This window comes from Salipiger bermudensis (assembly GCF_019801965.1).
In the GTDB taxonomy this organism is placed as follows: Bacteria; Pseudomonadota; Alphaproteobacteria; order Rhodobacterales; family Rhodobacteraceae; genus Salipiger; species Salipiger bermudensis_A.
In genome coordinates this window covers 146504-168391 of sequence record NZ_JAHVIA010000008.1, presented here as the reverse complement: position 1 = coordinate 168391, position 21888 = coordinate 146504, and the positions used below count along the sequence as shown (strand labels likewise).

Annotated in this window: 20 protein-coding genes; 10 read left to right on the top strand and 10 right to left on the bottom strand. The window is 69.2% G+C overall.

Annotated elements, in window-relative coordinates; all coding sequences use genetic code 11:
• Positions 1 to 62: 62 nt before the first annotated feature.
• The 6 genes from lptF to rsmA all read left to right on the top strand — a co-directional run bounded on the left by lptF (position 63) and on the right by rsmA (position 7601).
• Positions 63 to 1178, top strand: a complete 1116-nt coding sequence (lptF, locus tag KUV62_RS18210; protein ID WP_222605151.1) for an LPS export ABC transporter permease LptF — start codon at positions 63 to 65, stop codon at positions 1176 to 1178.
• Complete coding sequence (lptG, locus tag KUV62_RS18205; protein ID WP_222605150.1) at positions 1175 to 2269, top strand: LPS export ABC transporter permease LptG; 1095 nt, start codon at positions 1175 to 1177, stop codon at positions 2267 to 2269. The genes lptF and lptG overlap by 4 nt, the downstream gene beginning before the upstream one ends.
• Positions 2269 to 4452: an LPS-assembly protein LptD gene (locus tag KUV62_RS18200; protein WP_222605149.1), complete on the top strand. Its 2184-nt coding sequence runs from the start codon at positions 2269 to 2271 to the stop codon at positions 4450 to 4452. Before lptG ends, KUV62_RS18200 begins: the two co-directional genes overlap by 1 nt.
• Positions 4443 to 5675 (top strand): peptidylprolyl isomerase, encoded by a 1233-nt coding sequence (locus tag KUV62_RS18195; RefSeq protein WP_222605148.1) that lies wholly within the window; start codon positions 4443 to 4445, stop codon positions 5673 to 5675. Before KUV62_RS18200 ends, KUV62_RS18195 begins: the two co-directional genes overlap by 10 nt.
• On the top strand, positions 5672 to 6685 hold the full coding sequence (gene pdxA / locus KUV62_RS18190) for a 4-hydroxythreonine-4-phosphate dehydrogenase PdxA (protein WP_261395750.1): 1014 nt from the start codon (positions 5672 to 5674) through the stop codon (positions 6683 to 6685). The genes KUV62_RS18195 and pdxA overlap by 4 nt, the downstream gene beginning before the upstream one ends.
• Positions 6686 to 6764: 79 nt before the next feature.
• Positions 6765 to 7601 carry a 16S rRNA (adenine(1518)-N(6)/adenine(1519)-N(6))-dimethyltransferase RsmA gene (gene rsmA, locus KUV62_RS18185; protein WP_222605147.1) on the top strand — a complete coding sequence of 279 codons (837 nt, stop codon included), beginning with the start codon at positions 6765 to 6767 and terminating at the stop codon, positions 7599 to 7601.
• Between the two features lie 100 nt (positions 7602 to 7701).
• On the opposite strand, the gene KUV62_RS18180 is transcribed toward rsmA, so the two are convergent.
• From KUV62_RS18180 to KUV62_RS18150, 7 genes are all read right to left on the bottom strand, one after another.
• Positions 7702 to 8379 carry a DUF4167 domain-containing protein gene (locus tag KUV62_RS18180; protein WP_222605146.1) on the bottom strand — a complete coding sequence of 226 codons (678 nt, stop codon included), beginning with the start codon at positions 8377 to 8379 and terminating at the stop codon, positions 7702 to 7704.
• Positions 8380 to 8599: 220 nt separating this feature from the next.
• Positions 8600 to 9448, bottom strand: coding sequence for a peptide chain release factor N(5)-glutamine methyltransferase (prmC, locus tag KUV62_RS18175; protein WP_222605145.1), 849 nt, complete (start codon positions 9446 to 9448; stop codon positions 8600 to 8602).
• A complete protein-coding gene (gene prfA / locus KUV62_RS18170) occupies positions 9445 to 10494 on the bottom strand; it encodes a peptide chain release factor 1 (protein WP_222605144.1) in 1050 nt (349 codons plus the stop codon). Before prfA ends, prmC begins: the two co-directional genes overlap by 4 nt.
• Before the next feature lie 89 nt (positions 10495 to 10583).
• Positions 10584 to 10994: a DUF1499 domain-containing protein gene (locus KUV62_RS18165; protein WP_222605143.1), complete on the bottom strand. Its 411-nt coding sequence runs from the start codon at positions 10992 to 10994 to the stop codon at positions 10584 to 10586.
• A 171-nt stretch (positions 10995 to 11165) separates the two neighbouring features.
• Positions 11166 to 12125, bottom strand: coding sequence for an agmatinase (speB, locus tag KUV62_RS18160; RefSeq protein WP_222605142.1), 960 nt, complete (start codon positions 12123 to 12125; stop codon positions 11166 to 11168).
• A 34-nt stretch (positions 12126 to 12159) separates the two neighbouring features.
• Positions 12160 to 13326 carry a M20 aminoacylase family protein gene (locus tag KUV62_RS18155; protein WP_222605141.1) on the bottom strand — a complete coding sequence of 389 codons (1167 nt, stop codon included), beginning with the start codon at positions 13324 to 13326 and terminating at the stop codon, positions 12160 to 12162.
• A 58-nt stretch (positions 13327 to 13384) separates the two neighbouring features.
• Positions 13385 to 14545 (bottom strand): M20 aminoacylase family protein, encoded by a 1161-nt coding sequence (locus KUV62_RS18150; RefSeq protein ID WP_222605140.1) that lies wholly within the window; start codon positions 14543 to 14545, stop codon positions 13385 to 13387.
• Between the two features lie 63 nt (positions 14546 to 14608).
• On the opposite strand from KUV62_RS18150, the gene mazG reads away from it, so the two are divergent.
• Both mazG and KUV62_RS18140 read left to right on the top strand, forming a co-directional pair.
• Positions 14609 to 15445, top strand: a complete 837-nt coding sequence (mazG, locus tag KUV62_RS18145) for a nucleoside triphosphate pyrophosphohydrolase (protein ID WP_222605139.1) — start codon at positions 14609 to 14611, stop codon at positions 15443 to 15445.
• A gap of 84 nt (positions 15446 to 15529) precedes the next feature.
• Positions 15530 to 16531 (top strand): Fe(3+) ABC transporter substrate-binding protein, encoded by a 1002-nt coding sequence (locus tag KUV62_RS18140; protein WP_222605138.1) that lies wholly within the window; start codon positions 15530 to 15532, stop codon positions 16529 to 16531.
• Positions 16532 to 16874: 343 nt separating this feature from the next.
• Here KUV62_RS18140 and KUV62_RS18135 read toward each other — a convergent pair whose 3' ends face one another.
• From KUV62_RS18135 to fabD, 3 genes are all read right to left on the bottom strand, one after another.
• Complete coding sequence (locus tag KUV62_RS18135) at positions 16875 to 17108, bottom strand: acyl carrier protein (protein ID WP_007800270.1); 234 nt, start codon at positions 17106 to 17108, stop codon at positions 16875 to 16877.
• Between the two features lie 218 nt (positions 17109 to 17326).
• The gene (gene fabG / locus KUV62_RS18130; RefSeq protein ID WP_222605137.1) at positions 17327 to 18064 is read right to left on the bottom strand and encodes a 3-oxoacyl-ACP reductase FabG; all 738 of its coding nucleotides are present in this window, start codon (positions 18062 to 18064) and stop codon (positions 17327 to 17329) included.
• A 130-nt stretch (positions 18065 to 18194) separates the two neighbouring features.
• The gene (fabD, locus tag KUV62_RS18125) at positions 18195 to 19136 is read right to left on the bottom strand and encodes an ACP S-malonyltransferase (protein ID WP_222605136.1); all 942 of its coding nucleotides are present in this window, start codon (positions 19134 to 19136) and stop codon (positions 18195 to 18197) included.
• Between the two features lie 179 nt (positions 19137 to 19315).
• Here fabD and KUV62_RS18120 point away from each other — a divergent pair, with 179 nt between their 5' ends.
• Complete coding sequence (locus KUV62_RS18120; RefSeq protein WP_222605135.1) at positions 19316 to 20515, top strand: cytochrome b/b6 domain-containing protein; 1200 nt, start codon at positions 19316 to 19318, stop codon at positions 20513 to 20515.
• A 253-nt stretch (positions 20516 to 20768) separates the two neighbouring features.
• Complete coding sequence (gene pyrC, locus KUV62_RS18115; protein ID WP_222605134.1) at positions 20769 to 21803, top strand: dihydroorotase; 1035 nt, start codon at positions 20769 to 20771, stop codon at positions 21801 to 21803.
• Positions 21804 to 21888: the final 85 nt, after the last annotated feature.

Sequence of the window (21888 nt, the reverse complement as noted above, 5' to 3'; positions counted from 1 at the left end):
TTAGCCTAGAGCGCAGCGCAGGATCTGGAGGGCACATACGCGTGCAGAGATTCGACAGATACATGCTGTCGCAACTCATGGTGGTGTTTGGGTTTTTCGCCCTGGTGCTTGTCATGGTCTATTGGGTCAACGCGTCGGTCAGCCTGTTCGACGAGCTGATCACCGATGGCCACTCGGCCCGCATCTTCCTCGAGTTCAGCCTGCTCAGCCTGCCCGCGGTGATCGCGCTGGTGCTGCCGATGGCCGCCTTCGGCGCCGCGGTCTACGTGACCAACCGGATGTCGAACGAGTCCGAGATCACCGTGCTGCAGGCCGGCGGGCTGTCGCCCTGGCGCCTCGGCCGGCCGGTGCTGGTCTTCGGGGTGCTGATCGCGCTGATGATGATGGTGCTGACCCATGCGCTGGTGCCGGCCTCGGTCGCGCAGCTGCGCGAGCGCGAGCGCGAGGTCTCCGAATCGGTGGCGGCACGGCTGCTGCATGACGGCACCTTCCTGCACCCGACCCGCGGCGTGACCTTCTACATCCGAGAGATCACCGACGATGGCGAGCTGCGCGACGTCTACCTCAGCGACCGCCGCAGCGACGCGCGCACGGTGACCTACACCGCCCGCACCGCCTATGTGACGCGCGACGAGGAAGGGCCGAAGCTGACCATGCGCAGCGGGCTGGCGCAGGAGCTGAACCGCGAGGCCGAGACCCTGTCGACGACCAATTTCAGCGATCTCACCTACGACATCAGCGGCCTCATCACGCAAGGCGGCTCGACCCGCCGCCGTGCCCGCCAGATCTCGACCTTCGAGCTGCTGACCCAGACCGAGGCGGTGGCCGAAGAGGTCAATGACAGCATCGGCGAGGTGCTCGAGGAGGCCCATAACCGCTTCCAGATGCCGCTGCTCTGCATCGTCGCGGCGCTGATCGGCTATGCCGCGCTGATGACCGGCACGTTTTCGCGCTTCGGGGTCACCCGGCAGATCGTGGGCGCGATCTTCCTGCTGGTCTTCGTCAAGCTGGTTGAGAGCGCGATCACCGATCCGGTGCGCTCGACGCCGGAGCTCTGGCCGCTGGTCTACCTGCCCAGCCTGGTGGGCTTCGCCATTGCCGCGGCGCTGCTTTGGCGCGCTTCGCGGCCGTTCCGGCCCGAGCGCCGGCGCAAGCAAGGCGACGAGGTGGCCGCATGATCCTGCACCGCTATTTCGCGCGCCGCTTCCTGAGCGTCTTCCTGTCGATCCTGACCGTCTTCGCGCTATTCCTTGCGCTGCTCGACCTGGTCGACCAGCTGCGCCGCTTCGACGAGAGCGTGCGCTTCGGACAGGTCGTCCACCTCACCCTGCTCAACCTGCCCGCCGGGCTTTACGAGATCCTGCCGCTGGTGATGATCCTCGCCACTGCAGCGCTGTTCCTGATGATGGCGCGCAGCTCCGAGCTCGTCGTGGTGCGCGCCGCCGGACGCTCGGGCCTCACCGCGCTGGCCGGGCCGGTGGCGGTCGCGCTGGTGATCAGCGGCGTGTCGCTGGCCATGCTGAACCCGCTGGTCGCCGCCACCTCGCGACAGGCCTCGGATCTCACCGAGAGCTACAAGAGCGACGGCGCCTCGACGATCTCGATCGGCCGCGAAGGGCTCTGGCTGCGCCAGGGCGGCAGCGCGGGCGACACGGTGATCCGCGCCGCCCGCGCCAATCCCGACGCCACCGTGCTCTACGAGGTGAGCTTCGTCGAATACGAGGCTGAAAGCGGCCCCATGCGGCGCATCGAGGCCGAGGAAGCCACGCTGCAGGACGGCGCCTGGGTGCTGCGCGATGCCAAGGTCTGGCCACTGCAGAGCGGGCGCTCGCCGGAGAGCCTCGCCGAGCGCCACGACCGGCTCGAGCTGCCCTCGGACCTGACCCAGGACGGCATCCGCGACCGCTTCGGCAAGCCCGCCTCGGTGGCGATCTGGGATCTTCCCGAGTTCATCGCCGGGCTCGAGATGGCCGGCTTCTCGGCCCGGCGTCACATCGTCTGGCTGCAGATGGAGCTGGCCCGCCCGGTCTTCCTCATCGCCATGGTGCTGGTCGCCGCCGGCTTCACCATGCGCCCCGCCCGGCTCGGCCGCACCGGCCTGCACGTGCTGGCCGCGGTGCTGCTGGGCTTCGGCCTTTACTACGTCCGGAACTTCGCGCAGATCATGGGAGAGAACGGCCAGCTGCCGCCGCTCCTCGCCGCGTGGATTCCCCCGATTGCCTCTCTGCTGCTTGCGCTGGGGCTTGTCCTGCACATGGAGGACGGCTGATGCAGATCGCCCGCTCCGCGTGGCTTGCCGCCCTTCTGGCGCTGGCCACCCCTGCGTCGCTTCTGGCGCAGACCGTCACAATCCCCGCCGATGCCACCGACGCGGACTCCGCCCCGGCGCTGCTGGTCGCCGACCAGGTTTTCGTCGAGGATGGCTCGCGTCTTATCGCCACCGGCAATGTCGAGGCGCTGCATGACGGGCTGCGGCTGAGCGCAACGCGCATCCTCTTCGACCAGGAGGCCGGCGAGCTCACCATCGAGGGGCCGATCCGGATCACCGACGAGACCGGCAACCTGCTGCTCGCCGATGCCGCCGAGATGGAGGAAGGCCTGCGCAACGGGCTGCTCAAGGGCGCGCGCATGGTGATGGACGACCAGCTCCAGCTTGCCGCCGTCGAAGCGCAGCGGGTCGGCGGGCGCTACACCCAGCTCAGCCGCGTCGCAGTGACCTCGTGCCAGGTCTGCGGCCGCAACCAGACACCGCTCTGGCAGATCCGTGCCGACCGGGTGATCCACGACCAGGACGCGCGCCAGCTCTATTTCGAGGGCGCCCAGCTGCGCGTGCTCGACGTGCCGATCCTCTGGGTGCCGCAGATGCGCCTGCCCGATCCCAGCCTCGAGCGCGCCCGCGGCTTCCTGACACCGACGATCCGCAGCACCTCGCTGCTCGGCACCGGCCTGCGCATCCCCTATTTCATCCCGATGGGCGATCACCAGGACCTGACTCTGACGCCCTATCTCTCCAGCGAGACCCGCACCCTCGAAGGCCGCTATCGCCGCGCCTTCGCCTATGGCGATATCGAGATCGAGGGCGCGATCAGCCGCGACTCGCTGCAGCCCGACGAGACCCGCGGCTACCTCTTCGCCTATGGCGAGTTCCTGCTGCGCAACGGCTTCCGTTTCGAGTTCGATATCGAGACGGTCTCGGACGACGCCTATTTCAACGAGTACGACTACGCCGAGAACGAGCGCCTCGACAGCGCCTTCACCCTGAGCCGCGCGCGGCGCGACGATTTCTTCTCGACCGACCTGATCTACTACGAGACTCTGCGCGCCGCCGAGGATGACGAGACCCAGCCCGCGGTGATTTTCAACAGCGAATACGAGCGCCGCTTCTTCCCCTCCCGCATCGGCGGCGAGTTCCGGCTCGGCGCCATGGTGCATGGCCATTACCGGCGCTCCGAGCTCGACTACGACAGCGATGACGAGGACAGCGTCGTCGACGGGCGCGACATGGCGCGGCTCAGCGCCGAGGCCAGCTGGCGCCGCCGCTGGACCCTGCCCGGCGGCATCCGCGCCGGCATGCTCGGCCAGCTCTGGGCCGATCGCTTCAGCGTCTGGGACGATGCCACCGCCGATGCCGAGGCCTCCCAGCTGACGCCGGGCGTCTCGGTCGAGCTGCGCTGGCCGCTGGTCAACCGCGACGCCTTCGGCGGCCGCTCGCTGCTCGAGCCGGTGCTGCAATATGGCTGGGTCGGCGGCGACCGCCCCAACATCCCCAACGACGAGAGCACCCGGGTCGAGTTTGACGAGGCCAACCTGCTGGCGCTGTCGCGCTTCCCGGCCAGCGACCGCCACGAGCGCGGCCGTCTCGCCGCCGCCGGCCTGCGCTGGCGCCATGAATCGCCGACCGGCTGGACCGCCGGCCTGACCTTCGGCCGGGTCTGGCGGGCCATCGAAGATGACGATCTGAGCCGCTCCTCGGGGCTCGACAATCCCGCCTCCGACTGGCTGGTCTCCGGTGGCTTCGCCAACCCGCTCGGGCTCAGCATCTCGGCCCGCGGCCTGCTCGACGGCAATGGCGAGTTCGACAAGGCCGAGGCGCGGGCCAACTGGTTCAACGACCGCATCGAGCTCGACGCGACCTACCTGCTGCTGCTCGCCGATCCGCTCGAGGACCGCGACGAGAGCCAGGCCGAATGGCGCTTCGAGGGCAGCTACCGCATCAGCCGCCACTGGACCGGCTCCGGCGAGTGGCGCTACGACCTCGCCGACCGGCGGGTTGACCGCGCCGGTCTGGGGCTGCAATACCGCAACGAATGCGTTCAGGTGGGGGCGTCGGTCTTGCGCCGTTTCGCTTCCTCGACCAACCTCGAACCGTCCACGGAGTTCGACCTCACGGTCGCCCTGACAGGCTTCGGCACTGCCGCAAGCGACAAGGAGTATCGACGCACATGCAACTGACCCCTGCCCGCCTTCTTCGCGCCCTCACCCTGTCGGCGGGGCTGGCGCTGACCCTGACGCCGGGCGTGGCGCCGGCGCAGAACCTCTTCGCCCCCGCCATCACCGTCGACGAGATGGTGATCACCGGCTACGAGATCGAGCAGCGTCGCCGCATGATGACCCTGCTGAACGCGCCGGGCAACGTGAACGAGCTGTCGCGCGAGCAGCTGATCGACGACCGGCTGCGCCTCAAGGCGGCGCGCGACGCGGGCATCGAGCCCAGCGAGCAGGACGTGATCGACGGCATGGAGGAATTCGCCGGCCGCGCCGATCTCAGCCGCGAGCAATTCGTGGCCCTGCTGGCCCAGGGAGGCGTCGACGAGGAGACCTTCCGCGATTTCGTGCGCGCCGGCACCGCCTGGCGGGATCTTGTGCGGGCGCGGTTCTCCTCGCGCACCCAGATCACCCCGGAAGAGGTCGACCGGGCGCTGGCCAGCGGTGGCGGTGGCTCCGACGTGCGGGTGTTGCTCTCTGAGATCATCATGCCGATCAACGCCCAGAACGCCGAGGCGGTGCGGGCCCGCGCCGAGCGCATCTCGCAGATGACCTCGACCTCCGAATTCTCGGCGCAGGCGCGGCAGTATTCGGCCACCGCGACGCGCGACAATGGCGGCCGGCTGCCGTGGCGCGACCTCACCGAACTGCCACCGCAGATCCGTTCGCTGGTGCTCGGGCTGGCGCCCGGCGAGGTCACCGACCCGCTGCCGATCCAGGGCGCCGTGGCGCTGTTCCAGCTGCGCGACATCGAGGAGACCGGCTATACCGGGCCCGAATATGCCGCCATCGATTACGCCGCCTATTACATGGCCGGCGGCCGCTCTCCCGAGACCCTTGCCAAGGCGCGGGTTCTGGCCGGGCGGGTCGACCGCTGCGACGATCTCTACGCCGTTGCCAAGGGGCAGCCCGAGGAGGTTCTCGACCGTGGCGCGCTGCCGCCCGCCGAGATCCCGACCGACATCGCCTACGAGCTCTCCAAGCTCGATCCCGGCGAGGTCTCGACGGCGCTGACCCGCGCCGATGGCCAGACGTTGGTCTTCCTGATGCTGTGTGGCCGCACCGCCGCGGTGGCCGAGGATGCCGACCGCAGCCAGGTCGAGATCGGCCTGCGCAATCGCCGCCTCACAGAGGTCTCCGACAGCTACCTTGCGCAGCTGCGCGCCAACGCGCGCATCGTCGAGAGATGAGCCGCGTCCCCGCCCCCGTGGCGATGAGCTGCGGGGAGCCCTCGGGCATCGGCCCGGAACTGGCAGAAGCGGCGTGGCAGGCGCTCGGGGCCGCGTTGCCCTTCGTCTATCTCGGCGCGCCGGAGCACCTGCCGGGCAGCGTGCCCCACGTCGTGGTGGGGCGTGCCGAGGAGGCGGCGCAAGCGGCCGAGGAGGGCCTGCCGGTGCTGGCGCTCGACATCCCCGGCCCGCGCGTTCCCGGCACGCCGCAGCCGATGCAGGCGGCAGGCGTCATCGCCTCGATCGCCCGCGGCGTGGGTCTGGTCCAGGAGGGCGCCTGCTCGGCGCTCTGCACCCTGCCGATCTCCAAGCAGGCGCTGGCCGAGGGGGCGGGTTTCGCCTATCCCGGCCATACCGAGTATCTCGCCGCGCTCGGCGGCGCGGACGAGGTGGTGATGATGCTGGCCAGCGACGAGCTGCGCGTGGTGCCCGCCACCATCCACATCCCCGTCTCCGAGGTGCCCTCGGCCCTCACCGCCGCGCTGCTGGAGAAGCGCCTGCGCATCACCCATCGGGCGCTGATCGAGCGCTTCGGCATCAACGCGCCGCGCATCGCGGTGGCCGGGCTCAACCCGCATGCGGGCGAAGGCGGCCGCATGGGGCGCGAGGAAATCGAGCTGATCTCGCCGCTGCTCGACAGGCTGCGCGCCGAGGGGATGCAGCTCATCGGCCCGCTGCCCGCCGACACGATGTTTCACGCCGAGGCGCGGGCGGGCTATGACGCGGCGGTGGCGATGTATCACGACCAGGCGCTGATCCCGATCAAGACCCTGGCCTTCGACCGCGGCGTCAACGTCACGCTCGGCCTGCCCTTCATACGCACCTCGCCCGATCACGGCACCGCCTTCGGCATCGCCGGCAAGGGGGTGGCCAACCCGACCTCGACCATCGAGGCGCTGCGCATGGCGTGGCGGATGGCCGGGGGCGAGAGCGGGACCGGGATCGGGACAGAGACCGGGGGCGCGGCGTGAGCGGCGCGGTCACATCGGGGGCGCTGCCCCCGTCCGCCGGGGGCGGACTCCTCCGAGGTATTTTGGAACCAGAGAAGACATGAGCGCCATCGACGGGCTTCCTCCGCTGCGCGAGGTAATCGCCTCGCACGGGCTTTCGGCGAAGAAATCGCTGGGGCAGAACTTCCTGCTCGATCTCAACCTGACCGCCAAGATCGCGCGGCAGGCCGGGGATCTGTCGGGCATGGACGTGCTCGAGATCGGGCCGGGCCCGGGCGGGCTTACCCGCGGTCTCCTGGCCGAGGGCGCGCGCAAGGTGCTGGCGATCGAGAAGGACACGCGCTGCCTGCCGGCGCTGCAGGAGGTGGCCGAGGCCTATCCCGGCAAGCTCGAGGTGATCTCGGGCGACGCGCTGCAAATCGACCCGCTGGCGCATCTGACGCCGCCGATCGCGGTCTGCGCCAACCTGCCCTACAATGTCGGCACCGAGCTGCTGGTGCGCTGGCTGACCCCGGAGGGCTGGCCGCCGTTCTGGCAGACCCTGACGCTGATGTTCCAGCGCGAGGTCGCCGAGCGCATCGTGGCGCAGCCGGGATCCAAGGCCTATGGCCGACTCGCGGTGCTGGCGCAGTGGCGCGCCGAGGCGCGCATCGTGCTCAGCCTGCCGCCGGGCGCCTTCACCCCGCCCCCCAAGGTCTCGTCGGCGGTGGTGCATCTGCGCGCCCTGCCCGAGCCGCGCTTCCCGGCCGAGCGCGCGGTGCTCGAACGCGTGGTGGCCGCCGCCTTCAACCAACGCCGCAAGATGCTGCGCGCCGCGCTGAAGGGGCTGGCGCCGGATATCGAGGACCGGCTCGAAGCGGCCGGCATCGCCCCCACCGAGCGCGCCGAACAGGTCTCGCTCGAGCAGTTCTGCGCCCTGGCCCGCGCCCTGGCCTGAGTTGGCCCGACAGCGGCGGGCCGCTTGCTCAACGCACAACAAAAGACGCCATGCCCGGGCTCGGACATGGCGTCTTTTTCATTTTCAAGCGGAGCGCGGCTTACTCGGCGGCGTCGGGCGTCGGAGCCTCGTCGCTGGCCGGCTTGCGGCTGCGCGGCTTCTTCTCGGGCTTCTCGCCACCCTCGCCCTCGGCGGCCGGCTCGGCCTTCTTGCGCGGGCTGCGGCGGGTGCGCTTGGGCTTTTCCTCGGCGGGTGCCGGCTGCGGGGCCGAACGGTTCTCCGGGGTCTCGACCAGGCCGGACTCCTCGCCCTCGCTCATGTCGATGACATCGTCCTGCGCGGCGGGCTGCGGCTCGGAGCGCTGCTCCGCGCGCGGCTGCGGCTGCTCGCCCTGGCCGCTCTCCTGCTGGCTGCCCTCGCGCTCGTCACGGTCGTCGCGCTTCTGGGCGTCACGCTCGGCGCGGTCCTTGTCGCGTTGCGCCTGGCGCTCGCGGTTCTCGCGCTCCTGCTGCTCGCGCTTGGCCTCGACCTCGCGCTGCGCTTCCGAGAGCATGCGCAGGTAATGCTCGGCGTGCTGCTGGAAATTCTCCGCCGCGACCCGGTCATTGCCGAGCGCCGCGTCGCGGGCCAGCTGGTTGTACTTGTCGATGATCTGCTGCGGCGTGCCGCGCACCTTGCCCTCGGGGCCGTTGCTGTCGAACACACGGTTGACGACGTTGCCCAGCGAGTTGCGGTTGCGGTTGTTCTTCGACCGCGAACGGGATTTCGAGGATCGCATCTGTTCTGCTATCAGCCTTGTGTCTGACTGTCCCTGTGACCCTGCGGCGCCTCTGGCGCCATCGTGTGCGGGGTCACATCAATGTTGGGTTGACGTCGGGCGGGACCGCCAGAGGCATCCACCGGACCGACCCCACCTGCTAACCATGTCAGGGCTGCGGAAACAAGGGAAAATCTCGAAACCGCAAAGAAAACCGCTGAAAGTTGCTCTTATCCGGGGGTCAGACCGCCGCGGTCCGGCCGACGACGACGCGGTCGCGCCCGTCGAGATCGGCGATCACCGCCACCTCCGACAGCCCGACATCGCGGAACAGGTCGGCCACGGCGCCCCCCTGGCTGGGGCCGATCTCGACCATCAGCCGCCCGCCCGGCAGCAGATGCGCCGGCGCGCCGGCGGCAATGCGGCGATAGGCGGTGAGCCCGTCGCCCTCGTCGGTCAGCGCCATGCGCGGCTCGTGATCACGGACCTCCGGCGACAGCCCCGTCATCTCGTCGAGCGCGATATAGGGCGGGTTCGACACGATCAGGTCGAAGCGCTCGCGGTCATCCTCTCCCAGCGCGCCGAACCAGTCACCGCGGGCCAGCGCCGCGCGCGCCTCGAGCCTGAGCGCGTTGCGGTTCCAGAATGCCACTTCGAGCGCCTCCTGCGACAGATCCGTGCCGATGCCGGTGGCGCCCTCGCGTTCGGCCAGCAGGGTCAGCAGGATGCAGCCCGAGCCGGTGCCGAGATCGAGCACCCGGGAGAACGGGCCGGCCAGCGCCGCCTCGATCAGTATCTCGGTCTCGGGGCGCGGGTCGAGCACCTCGGGGGTGACGAGGAACTCGCGGCCGTAGAACTGGCGCCGTCCGGTGAGATGCGAAACCGGGACGCGCGCCGCGCGGCTCTCGATCACCGCATTGAAGAGCAGCTCATGCTCGCTTTCGACCGGGTCGGGCAGGAACAGCGTAAGCCGCCCCGGCGGCACCTTGAGCACATGCGCCAGCAGGCGGCGCGCGTCGCGGCCGGGATCGGGAATGCCGGCCTCGGCCAGACGCCGCGTGGCCGCCGCCAGCAGCGCGGAGCCGGTCACGTGCCCATCTCGGCGAGCTGGGCGGCCTGGGCGTCGGCGGTGAGCGCGTCAATGATCTCGTCGATGTCGCCGGCGAGGATTTGCTCGAGCCGGTAGAGCGTCAGGCCGATGCGGTGATCGGTCATCCTTCCCTGCGGGAAGTTGTAGGTGCGGATGCGCTCCGAGCGGTCGCCGGAGCCGACCTGCGCCTTGCGGTCGGAGGCGCGGGCATCGGCGGCCTTCTGGCGCTCGAGGTCGAAGAGCCGCGTGCGCAGCACGTTCATCGCGATCTCGCGGTTGCGGTGCTGGGATTTCTCCGAGCTGGTCACCACGATACCCGTGGGAATGTGGGTGATGCGCACCGCCGAGTCGGTGGTGTTGACGTGCTGGCCGCCGGCACCGGACGCGCGCATGGTGTCGATGCGGATGTCGTTCGCGGCGATGTCGATATCCACCGCCTCGGCCTCGGGCAGCACCGCCACGGTGGCGGCGGAGGTGTGGATACGGCCGCCGCTCTCGGTCTCGGGGACGCGCTGGACGCGGTGCACGCCGGATTCGTATTTCAGCCGCGCGAAGACGTTGTCGCCCTCGATCCGAACCACCAGCTCGCGCAAACCGCCAAGCTCGGTGGGCTGCTCCTCGATCACCTCCCAGCGCCAGCCGCGCGCCTCGGCGTAGCGCTGATACATGCGCGCCAGATCGCCGGCGAAGAGCGCCGCCTCCTCGCCGCCGGTGCCGGGGCGGATCTCGAGCATTGCGGGGCGGGCGTCGGCGGCATCCTTGGGCAAAAGCGCCAGCTGCAGCGCCTTCTCGGCCTCGGGCAGCCGGGCGCGCAGGGCGGGAAGCTCCTCCTCGGCCAGCTCCTTCATCTCGGGATCGTCGAGCATCGCCTCGGCCTCGGCGAGATCGGCCTGCAGGCTGGTCCAGTCATGGATCTGGTCGACCACGGGCTTGAGCTCGGCATATTCCCGGCCAAGGGCGGCGATGTCGCCCGATCCCTCGGCCATGCGGGCCTCGAGATACTCGAAACGTTCACGAATTTGCTGAAGACGGTCAGAGGGGATCATGGCGCAACTGTCTTCCCCGAAACCATCGGCGGGTCAAGGGCGGCAGATCGTGCCGGGCGAGATTTCCGTCTGGCCTCCGTGGCCCCGGCTCACTCCCCGGTGTCGAGCTGCGCCAGCCAGCCGTCGACGCGGGCCTTGTTGACGCCCATGTCGGACTGACCAAAGCGCTGGCGGCCGTAAAGCTCGAGGAAGCCGTCATTCAGCTGCACGGTGGTGTAATCGGGAAAGCCCATCCATTGCGAGCGCGTGAGATAGGTCACGCGGCCCTCGTCGGGGCTGCCCGAGAGCACCTCGGTGCGCGGGGTCTCGAGGATGGCGCGGTGCAGCGCGGAGAACATCGCCTCGTCGCCCGGCACCCGGCGGCGGACGCCGTGGGCGAGATCCTGGTCGGCCGAGACCTTGGGATCCACATGCCAGACCTCGGGGTCGGAGGGGGCGAGCCGGATCCAGGCCAGACCGCCGATGACGACAAGCACGATGAGCCAGAATATCTTACGCACGGAGACCGGTCCTTTCGGGTCTTGCGGGTGGGTCGGAACAGATCCCGGACCGCGGCTGGCGTCCGGCACACTCGGCACGGACCGCCCAACACACGGGCGGCCTCCTGTTCCCATGATTCCGCCGGCAGGAAAAGGCCGGCGGGCTCACGTTCGCGGTATGTCGCGCACGGCTCAGCGCCGCGTCCAGCCCCAGAGGCAGAGCAACTCGGTCGCCACATGCGCGCCTGCGATGGCGGTGGCGCCGGTGGTGTCGAAGGGCGGAGAGACCTCGACCACGTCGCCGCCCTTCAGGTCGATCCCTGCCAGCCCGCGCAGCATCACCGCCGCCTGATGGCTGGTCAGTCCGCCCCAGACCGGCGTGCCGGTGCCCGGCGCAAAGGCCGGGTCGAGCGCGTCGATGTCGAAGGTGAGATAGACCGGGTTGTCGCCGACGATGGCCTTGGCCTGCGCCACGATGGCCTCGTGCCCCTGCCCGTGCACCGCGCGCGCATCGAGGATGTGAAAGCCCAGCGGATCGGGATTGTCGGTGCGGATGCCGATCTGCACCGAGCGCTTCGGATCCACCAGCCCGAGCTTGACGGCCTTGTACATGAAGGTGCCGTGATCGATGCGGTCGAAATCGTCATCGGCCCAGGTGTCGGTATGGGCGTCGAACTGGATGACGCTGAGCGGGCCGTACTTGGCCGCGTGCGCCTTCAGGAGCGGCAGGGTGATCGAGTGATCGCCGCCCAGCGTGATCATCGCCGCGCCCTGCTCGAGGATGCCCGTCGCGTGCGCCTCCAGCGTCGCCGGAAAGGCCGGGACATTGGCATAGTCAAAGGCCAGATCGCCGTAATCGGCGATGGCGAATTCGCTGAGCACGTCATAGCCCCAGCCATAGGGCGCATCGCAGGGCTGCAGGAGCGAGGCCTCGCGGATCGCCCGCGGCCCCAGCCGCGTTCCGCTGCGGTTGGTCACCGCCTGATCGAAGGGCACGCCGGTCACCGCGATATCGACGCCGTGCAGGTCCTTGGTGTACTTGCGCCGCAGGAACGAGGCGGCGCCGCCGAACACGTTCTCGAAGCTCGCCCCCTTCAGCTCCTCGCGGGTGAAGGCGTGATCGATCTGGGTCTTTGCGTCTTCCAGCGCCATGATGGTCCTCGGCTTTCCCTTGTCGGCTCGTCAGTCAGCTCTTGAGCGGCAGCGCGGTCTCGATCAGCCGCGCGAAGAAGCTCGCGCCGATCGGGGCGATGGCGTCGTTGAAATCGTATTTCGGGTGATGGCAGTTCGGCGTGTCGCCCTGTCCGAGGAACAGGTAGGCACCGGGGCGCGCCTCGAGCATGTAGGCGAAATCCTCCGCCGGCATGATCGGGTCGATATCGTCGCGCACGTTCTCGGGCCCCACAACCTCGCGCGCCACCTCGGCCGCGAAGCGGGTCTGCGCGGCATGGTTCACCGTCGGCGGGTAGCCGCGCTCGTAGGTGACGGTCGCGGTGCAGCCAAAGACCTGCGCCTGCATCTCGGCGATCTCGCGCAGGCGCTTCTCGGCGAGGTCGCGGATCTCGGGGCGGAAACTGCGCACGGTGCCAGCGAGGAACGCGGTGCCGGGGATGATGTTATGCGCGGTGCCAGCGTGGATCTGCGTCACCGAGACCACAAGCTTGTCGATGGCCGAGACATTGCGGCTGACGATGCTCTGCAACGCCATCACCATGGCCGAGGCCGCCGGGATGGGATCGCTGCTCTCCTGCGGCTCGGCGCCGTGGCCGCCGACGCCCTCGATATCGATGCGGAACTCGTCGGCCGAGGCCATCAGCGGGCCCGGCGCGGTGACGAGATGGCCCTCGGGCTCGCCCGGCGCATTGTGGATGCCGTAGACCTCCTCGATGTCGAAGCGGTCCATGATGCCCTCCTCGACCATCACCCTGCCGCCGCCGCCGCCCTCTTCGGCGGGCTGGAACAGCAGCGCCACGCGGCCGGCGAAGTTGCGGGTCTCCGCGAGATACTTGGCGGCGCCCAGCAGCATGGTGGTGTGGCCGTCATGGCCGCAGGTATGCGCCATGCCGGGCACTTTGGAGGCGTGCGCGGTGCCCGAGAGATCCTCCATCGGCAGCGCGTCCATGTCAGCGCGCAGGCCGATGGTGCGCCCGGGCTCGCGCCCCTCGATGATCGCCACCACGCCGGTCTGGGCGATGCCGGTATGGATCTCGTCGATGCCGAAGCTCTCGAGCTGCTCGACCACGAAACCGGCGGTCTTGACGCAATCGAAAAGCAGCTCCGGATGCTGATGCAGGTGCCGGCGCCACGCCTTCAGCGTCTCGGCCTCGGCGGCGATGGAATTGATCACTGGCATGTCGCCCTCCTTCGCGGGGTCCCCCGATCCCGCTTTTGGTCATCGAACCTCAAAGCGCTCAGCGCTTCAAGGGCTGCCGCGCCTCGACCAGCTTGACGAAAAAGCTCGCCCCGATTGGCGCCGCCTCGTCGTTGAAATCGAATTTCGGATGGTGGCAGAACGGCCCCTCGCCCTGCCCGAGATAGAGGAACGCGCCGGGGCGCGCCTCGAGCATGTAGGAGAAATCCTCGGCCCCCATCGAGGGCACGCTGTCGTCGACCACCTCGGCCACCACCTCGCGGGCGACCTCGACAGCAAAGGCGGTCTGCTCGGCGTGGTTGATGGTCGGCGGGTAGTTGCGCTGGTAGTCGAGCTCGGCCCGCAGCCCGTAGGCCATCGCCTGACCGGCAACGATCTCACGAATGCGTTTCTCCGCCATGTCGCGGATGCCGGGATCGAAGCTGCGCACGGTCCCCGCCAGATAGGCGGTCTCGGGGATCACGTTGGTGGCCGATCCGGTCTGCACCACGGTCAGCGAGACCACGAGCGATTCCAGCGGATCGGTGTTGCGCGACGGCACGGTCTGCAGCGCCTGCCCGATGGCCAGCGCACAGGGAATGGGATCGATGCAGGTGTCGGGATGGGCGGCGTGGCCGCCGCGCCCGGTCAGCCGCAGCTCGAAATCGTCGACCGCCGCCATCAGCGGGCCGGGCCGCGTGGCGATCTCGCCCAGCGGGCGCGAGGGATCGGTGTGCAGCGCGTAGACCTGCTCGATCCCGAAGCGCTCCATGATGCCTTCCTCGACCATGATGCGGCCGCCGCCGATGGTCTCTTCCGCCGGCTGGAAGATCAGCGCCACCTTTCCGGCGAAGTTGCGCGTCTCGGCAAGGTATTTCGCGGCCCCGAGCAGCATCGCGGTGTGGCCGTCATGGCCACAGGCATGCATCTTGCCCGGCACCTCCGAAGCGTATTCCGCGCCAGTCTCCTCGTCCATCGGCAGCGCGTCCATGTCGGCGCGCAGGCCGGTCACCGGCCCGTCGCCCTGCCCCTCGACGATCGCCACCACGCCGCTCTCCGCGATGCCCTCGTGGATCTCGGTGATGCCGAACTCGCGCAGGCGCTCGACCACGAAAGCCGCAGTCTGGTGGCAATCGAGGCTGAGCTCGGGGTTGCGGTGCAGGTGCCGCCGCCAGGTCTTCATCTCCTCGGCGTAATCGGCGATGCGGTTGACGATGGGCATGGGTGGACTCCGGGGCTTCCTTGGCGCAGGACTGCACCCAATACCGAAACGCAGGGGAAGTCCATGAGCGACACGCAGAGCGACGCAGCGGCGCATGACCTGATCCACGATCCCAAGGGCGGCATGCCGCGCCTCTTGGAGATCATGCGCCGGCTGCGCGATCCCGAGACCGGCTGCCCGTGGGACGTCGCGCAGGATTTCGCCACCATCGCGCCCTACACCATCGAGGAAGCCTACGAGGTCGCCGACGCCATCGAGCGCGAGGCCTGGGGCGAGCTCAAGGGCGAGCTGGGCGACCTGCTGTTCCAGTCGGTGTTCCACGCCCAGATGGCGAGCGAGCGCGGCCTCTTCACCTTCGACGAGGTGGCCGACACCATGTCGGACAAGATGGTGGCACGGCACCCGCATGTGTTCGGCGACGAGTCGAACGCCAAGTCGCCCGAGCAGCAGGTCTCCGACTGGGAGGCGATCAAGGCCGAGGAGCGCGCCGCCCGCGCCGAGAAGGGCGTGCTCGACGGTGTGGCGCTGGGACTTCCGGCGCTGCTGCGCGCGGTGAAGCTGCAGAAGCGCGCCGCCCGGGTGGGGTTTGACTGGCCCTCCACCGACGAGGTCATCGACAAGATCGTCGAGGAGGCGCAGGAGCTGCGCGAGGCCAGCGATCCCGACCACGTGGAGGAAGAGTTCGGCGACCTGCTCTTCGTCATGGCCAACCTCGCGCGACACCTCGAGATCGACCCCGAGGCCGCGCTGCGCTCCGCCAATGCCAAGTTCACCCGGCGCTTCGCGTCCATCGAGGCGGCGCTGGCCGAGCAAGGCAAGCGCCCAGAAGACAGCGATCTCGCCGAGATGGACTCGCTCTGGGACGCGGCCAAGGCGCGCGAGAAGGCGGAAAAAACCTGAGAGGAAGAGTCGGCCATTGACCCGACCAAAACGATCAGATTAAGTGCGCGCCACCTGCAATCCGCACTCATGGGAGACCGATATATGCGCCTTGCAACCACCGCCCTTGCCCTGATCGCCGCGACGAGCCCGGCACTGGCCGAAGAGGTGAACCTCTATTCCTATCGCCAGCCGGAACTGCTGGCGCCGCTGACCGATGCCTTCACCGAGGCCACCGGCATCGACGTCAACGTGGCCTTCCTCGACAAGGGCATGGTCGAACGCCTTCAGGCCGAGGGCGACCGCTCGCCCGCCGACCTGGTCTTCACCGTGGACATCTCGCGCCTTTCGGCGATCGTGAATGCCGGCGTGACCCAGGCGGTGGAAAGCGACGTGCTGAATGCCAACGTCCCCGAGCAGTACCGCGATCCCGAGGGCCACTGGTTCGGCCTGACCACGCGGGCGCGCATCGTCTACGCCTCCAAGGACCGGGTCGACCCGTCCGAGGTCACCACCTACGAGGATCTCGCCGATCCCAAGTGGCAGGGCCGCATCTGCACCCGCTCCGGCACCCACCCCTACAATGTCGCGCTGGTCTCGGCGATGCTGCACCACCACGGCGAGGAAGAGACCAAGGCCTGGCTCGAGGGGGTGAAATCCAACCTCGCGCGCAAGCCGCAGGGCAACGACCGCGCCCAGGTCAAGGCGATCTGGTCCGGCGAATGCGACATCTCGCTGGGCAACACCTACTACATGGGCCAGATGGTCAACGATGACGAGCAGAAGGCCTGGGCCGACTCGGTCAACGTGCTGTTCCCCGAATTCGAGGGCGCCGGCACCCATGTGAACATCTCCGGCGTGGCGATGACCAAATCCGCCCCGAACCGCGAGAACGCGCTGAAGATGATGGAATTCCTGACCCAGCCCGAGGCGCAGGAAATCTATGCCCACGCCAATTACGAGTACCCGATCGCGCCCGGCACCGAGGCCGACGCGCTGGTTACCGGCTGGGGCAGCTTCGAGGCCGACGACGTCAACCTGATGGAGCTGGCCGACCTGCGCGCCGACGCGCTGCGGATCATCGAAGAGGTCGATTTCGACGGCTGACGACCCGCCGTCCTCTGACGGACCGATCTCAGGCGCGGCGCTCTCCGGGGCCCGCGCCTTTTTCATGCCCGCCCTTCGCGCTTTTGCCCCTGACCGGCACCCGGCCGCGATCGACGGCCTGCCTCCGGCGGGAGTATTTTTGACGAAGAGAAACAGGGGCGCCGTGCCCTTGCCTTCTCTGGTTTCCAAATACCTCGGGGGAGTCCGCGCATCGCGCGGGCGGGGGCAGCGCCCCCATTGCCGCCGGGTCTCGCGCCGCATCCCGAATGGCAGCACCGCGCAAAAGAAAACGGCGCCCCGGGGGACGCCGCTCGATGACTTCCGGTCGGTCCGGAGGCGTCGCTTACGACGCTTCCTTGATGAACTTGACCGCGTCGCCGAAGGTCTGGATGGTCTCGGCGGCGTCGTCCGGGATCTCGATGCCGAACTCTTCTTCGAAGGCCATGACCAGCTCGACGGTGTCGAGGCTGTCTGCGCCCAGATCGTCGATGAACGAGGCGCTCTCGGTCACCTTGTCTTCTTCAACGCCGAGATGCTCGACAACGATCTTGCGCACGCGATCAGGGATATCGCTCATGTTTCCGTCCTCACATTTGTCCGGGCCCTGCGGCCCTCTCTGCCCTTGCCCCACCGGGGTGGTGGCTCATTTTCGCCCGTGACGGGCGCCTCATCCCCGGATGGTCCGGGTCCGGCCTTGCGGTGCGACGGATCGCACCCCCGGGCCTCATTCCTTGCGCGCCTATATCATAAGGGGCCGGGTTGGCAAATGCTTTCCGCCCCTCATGAAAGCGGCGTTTACAGCATCGCCATGCCGCCGTTGACGTGCAGCGTCGCGCCGGTCACGTAGCCCGCCTCGGGGCTCGCCAGATAGAGCACCGCCGAGGCGATCTCGTCGGCACTGCCCATGCGGCCCGAGGGGATCTGGCCGAGGATACCGGCCTTCTGGTCATCGTTGAGCTTGTCGGTCATCGCGGTCTCGATGAAGCCCGGTGCCACCGCGTTGACGGTGATGCCGCGCGACGCGACTTCGTAGGCCAGCGATTTCGACATGCCCACCATGCCGGCCTTGGCGGCGGCGTAGTTGCCCTGCCCCGGGTTGCCGGTCGCGCCGACCACCGAGGAGATGTTGACGATGCGGCCCCAGCGCGCCTTCATCATGCCGCGCAGCACGCCCTTGCAGAGCTTGAAGGTGGCGGTGAGGTTGACGTCGAGCACCGACTGCCACTCCTCGTCCGACATCCGCATGAAGAGGTTGTCGCGGGTGATGCCGGCGTTGTTGACGAGGATGTCGACGCTGCCCATGGCTTCCGCTGCCTGCTTCGGCAGCGCCGCGACGGCCTCCGGGTCGGAGAGGTTGCAGGGCAGCACGAACGCCCGCTCGCCCAGTTCCTCGGCCAGCGCCTGCAGCGGCGCCTCGCGGGTGCCCGAGAGCCCCACCGTGGCGCCGGCCTCGTGCAGCGCCTTGGCGATGGCACCGCCGATGCCGCCGGAGGCCCCGGTGATCAGCGCGCATTTTCCAGTCAGATCGAACATGGCTCGGCTTGCCTCTCTCTTCTCAGTTCCGTCATTTCGCATTGCTTGCGATCGCGTATCGCACCGGCCCGCGCGCAGGGCAAGGGCGAGAGCACCGCGCGGCGCTCTCCCTCGCGCTGCAGGGCGCGGCTTACTCGGCCGCTTCCAGCACCTTGGCGACATCCTCGGGCGTGCCCACGGTCTGGACGCCCGCAGGTCGGTGGATGCGGCGCACCATGCCGGTCAGCGCCTTGCCTGCGCCGATCTCCCAGAACTCGGTGACGCCCTGCGCCACCATGTATTCCACCGACTCGCGCCAGCGCACCGAGCCGGTGACCTGCTCGACCAGCAGCGCGCGGATCTCGGCCGGCTCGGTGACGGCGCTGGCGCGCACGTTGGCGACCAGCGGCACGCTCGGCGCGGCGATCTCGACCGCCGCCAGCGCCTCGGCCATGACCTCGGCGGCGGGCGCCATCAGCGCGCAATGGAACGGCGCGCTCACCGGCAGCATCACCGCGCGCTTCGCGCCCTTCGCCTTGGCGATCTCCACGGCGCGCTCGACCGCGTCCTTGCTGCCCGAGATCACCACCTGCGCGGGGTCGTTGTCATTGGCCGCGGCGCAAACGCCGCCGCCCTGCGCGGCCTCAGAGGCCACCGCCTGTGCAGTGGCGAGGTCGAGCCCGAGCAGCGCCGCCATGGCGCCCTCGCCGACCGGCACTGCCTGCTGCATGGCGCGCCCACGGGTGCGCAGGAGCCGCGCCGCGTCGGCGACGCTGAGCGCGCCGGCGGCGGTGAGTGCAGAGTATTCCCCGAGCGAGTGCCCGGCCACGAAGCTGGCCGTGCCAACCGAGACGCCCTCGGCCTCGAGCGCGCGCATCGCCGCCAGCGAGGTCGCCATCAGCGCCGGCTGGGCGTTCTCGGTCAGGGTCAGCGTCTCGGCCTCGCCCTCCCAGATCAGCGTCGAGAGCTTCTCGCCGAGCGCCGCGTCGACCTCGTCGAACACCGCGCGCGCCGCCGGGTAGGCCTCGGCCAGCGCCTTGCCCATGCCGATCGCCTGTGCGCCCTGGCCGGGGAAAATGAATGCTCGGGACATCTGCGGTCCTCCCAAAGGTTGCGGTTTGCGCACGTCTGCCGTGCCGTTGGGGGCCTCCCTTAGCGCCGTTGCCGCGGCTTCGCAACGCTCACGCACGAGCGCTGTGCGCGGCTCCGCAATTGCGCCGCGGCGCAGCGAGGCTAGTTAGGGGGAAGCACACACCCCGACAGGAGCCCCGGATGCCCCTCGCCAACACCGCCACCTCTTACGGCAGCCTCGCGCGTCTCTTTCACTGGCTGATCGCGCTCGGAATCCTCCTGATGATCCCGCTGGGCTGGCTCGCCCACCTGGCGCCGATGCAGGATGCCGACCAGATCGCGCTGAAGACGACGCTGTTCTCGGCCCACAAGACTCTGGGCGTGGCGGTCTTCCTGCTGGCGCTGGGGCGGATTGTCTGGGCCATCGTGCAGCCGCGCCCGGTGCCGCTGCACCCCGAGCGCCGCGCCGAGACCACGCTGGCCGACACGGTGCACTGGGCGCTCTACGCGGCGCTGGTGATCGTGCCGCTCTCGGGCTGGATCGAACACGCCGCGACCGACGGTTTCGCGCCGATCTGGTGGCCCTTCGGACAGAACCTTCCCTTCGTGCCCAATTCGCCGGAGTTGGCCGAGACCATGGCGACGGTGCATTTCCTGGCGCAATGGCTGCTGGTGGGCGCGCTGGTGCTGCACGTGGCCGGCGCCATCAAGCACGCCGCGGTCGACCGCGACGCCACCCTGCGCCGCATGGCCCACGGCGCAGCGGCGGGCCAGCCCGGTGCGCGCCATGCCGGCGCGGCGCCGGCGGTGCTGGCGCTTGCGGCCTGGATCGCGGTGCTCGGCGGCGGCGCAGCGGCGGGGTATTTCAGCAACGAAGAGCGTGGCGACGCGCCGGCGCTGGAACAAGCCGCCTCGGACTGGCAGGTGCAGGAGGGCACGCTCTCGATCAGCCTGGTTCAGATGGGCTCCGAGGTCACCGGCAGCTTCGCCGACTGGACCGCGGCGATCGCCTTCGAGCCGCAGGACGCGCCCGGAAAGGCCGGCGAGGTCGAGGTGACCATCTCCATCCCCTCACTGACGCTCGGCTCGGTCACCAGCCAGGCGCTCGGTGCGGATTTCTTCGCCGCGAACGACTTCCCCACCGCCAGCTTCAACGCCGACATCCTCAATGTCGCCGATGGCTACGAGGCGCAGGGCAGGCTGACGCTCAAGGGCGCCGAAGTCCCGGTCACCCTGCCCTTCCAGCTGACCCTCGACGGCGACACCGCCCGCATGGAAGGCCGCACCACGCTCGACCGCCGCAACTACGGCATCGGCGACAACATGGGCGATCCCGGCCAGCTCGGCTTCGAGGTCGAGGTGCTGATCGAGTTGACCGCCACCCGCAGCGGCGACGCCTGAGGCCGCGCCCGGCCCCGCCGCCCGGCCTGCCTCCGGCGGGAGTATTTTTGACGAAGAGAAGACACGGGCGCTCCTGTCTTCTCTGGTTTCAAAATACCTCGGGGGTGAATTGGCGCACGGCGCCAAGAGGGGGCAGCGCCCCCTGCCGCCTCGTCGCCAGGCGACACATCGGATGCGGCAGCGCGGCCTCGACGGGTGGCCCGCCCACGCTTGCCACTGGCCCAGTTGCTCGGCGCGTGCTATCGGCTCCGCCATGACCCAGATCACCCTGCGACGCCCCGACGACTGGCACCTTCATCTGCGCGATGGCGCGATGCTGCGCGCCGTGACCCCCGAGACCGCGCGCCATTTCGGCCGCGCCATCATCATGCCCAACCTCGTGCCTCCGGTCGTGACCGGCGCCGAGGCGGCGGCCTATCGCGAGCGCATCCGCGCCGCCATCCCAGAGGGCATCGGCTTCATCCCGCTGATGACGCTCTACCTCACCGAGGAGACCGATCCGGCGGATGTCGCCCGCGCCAAGGCCGAAGGCATCATCACCGCGGTCAAGCTCTACCCGGCGGGCGCCACCACCAACTCGGCCTCGGGCGTGCGGGATTTCGACAAGGTCCGGCCGGTGCTCGAGACCATGGCCGAGCACGGCATTCCGCTCTGCGTGCATGGCGAGGTGGTCGATGGCAATGTCGACATCTTCGACCGCGAGGCGGTGTTCATCGAGCGGGTCCTCGACCCGGTCCGCCGCGCCACCCCGGGGCTGCGGGTGGTGATGGAGCACATCACCACCAAGGACGGTGTCGAGTATGCGCGCGCGGGCGGCGACGATCTGGGCGCCACGATCACCACGCATCACCTGGTGATCAACCGCAACCACATCCTCGTCGGCGGCATCAAGCCGCATTACTACTGCCTGCCGGTGGCCAAGCGCGAGAGCCATCGCCAGGCGCTGCTGGAGGCGGCGACAAGCGGTGATGCGAGCTTCTTCCTCGGCACCGACAGCGCGCCGCATACCGACCCGAACAAGGAAAGCGCCTGCGGCTGCGCCGGCTGCTTCACCGCCACCAACACCATGTCGGTGCTGGCGGAGGTGTTCGAGCAGGCCGGCGCGCTCGACCGGCTGGAGGGCTTCACCTCGCTCAACGGTCCGGCCTTCTATGGCCTCGCGCCCAACGAGGACCGGATCACGCTCGAGAAGGGTGCGCCAGTGAGCTACCCCGCCAAGATCGAGACCGGCGACGGACCGGTCACCGTCTTCGAGCCGGGCTTCCCGCTGCACTGGCGGGTGCTCTGAGGCGGATCCCCCGAGACGGGGCGATCCGAGATGCGCTGCACCGGCCCCCGGGCCGGTGCAAGGGGCTCTGCCCCTCTGCCGCGCG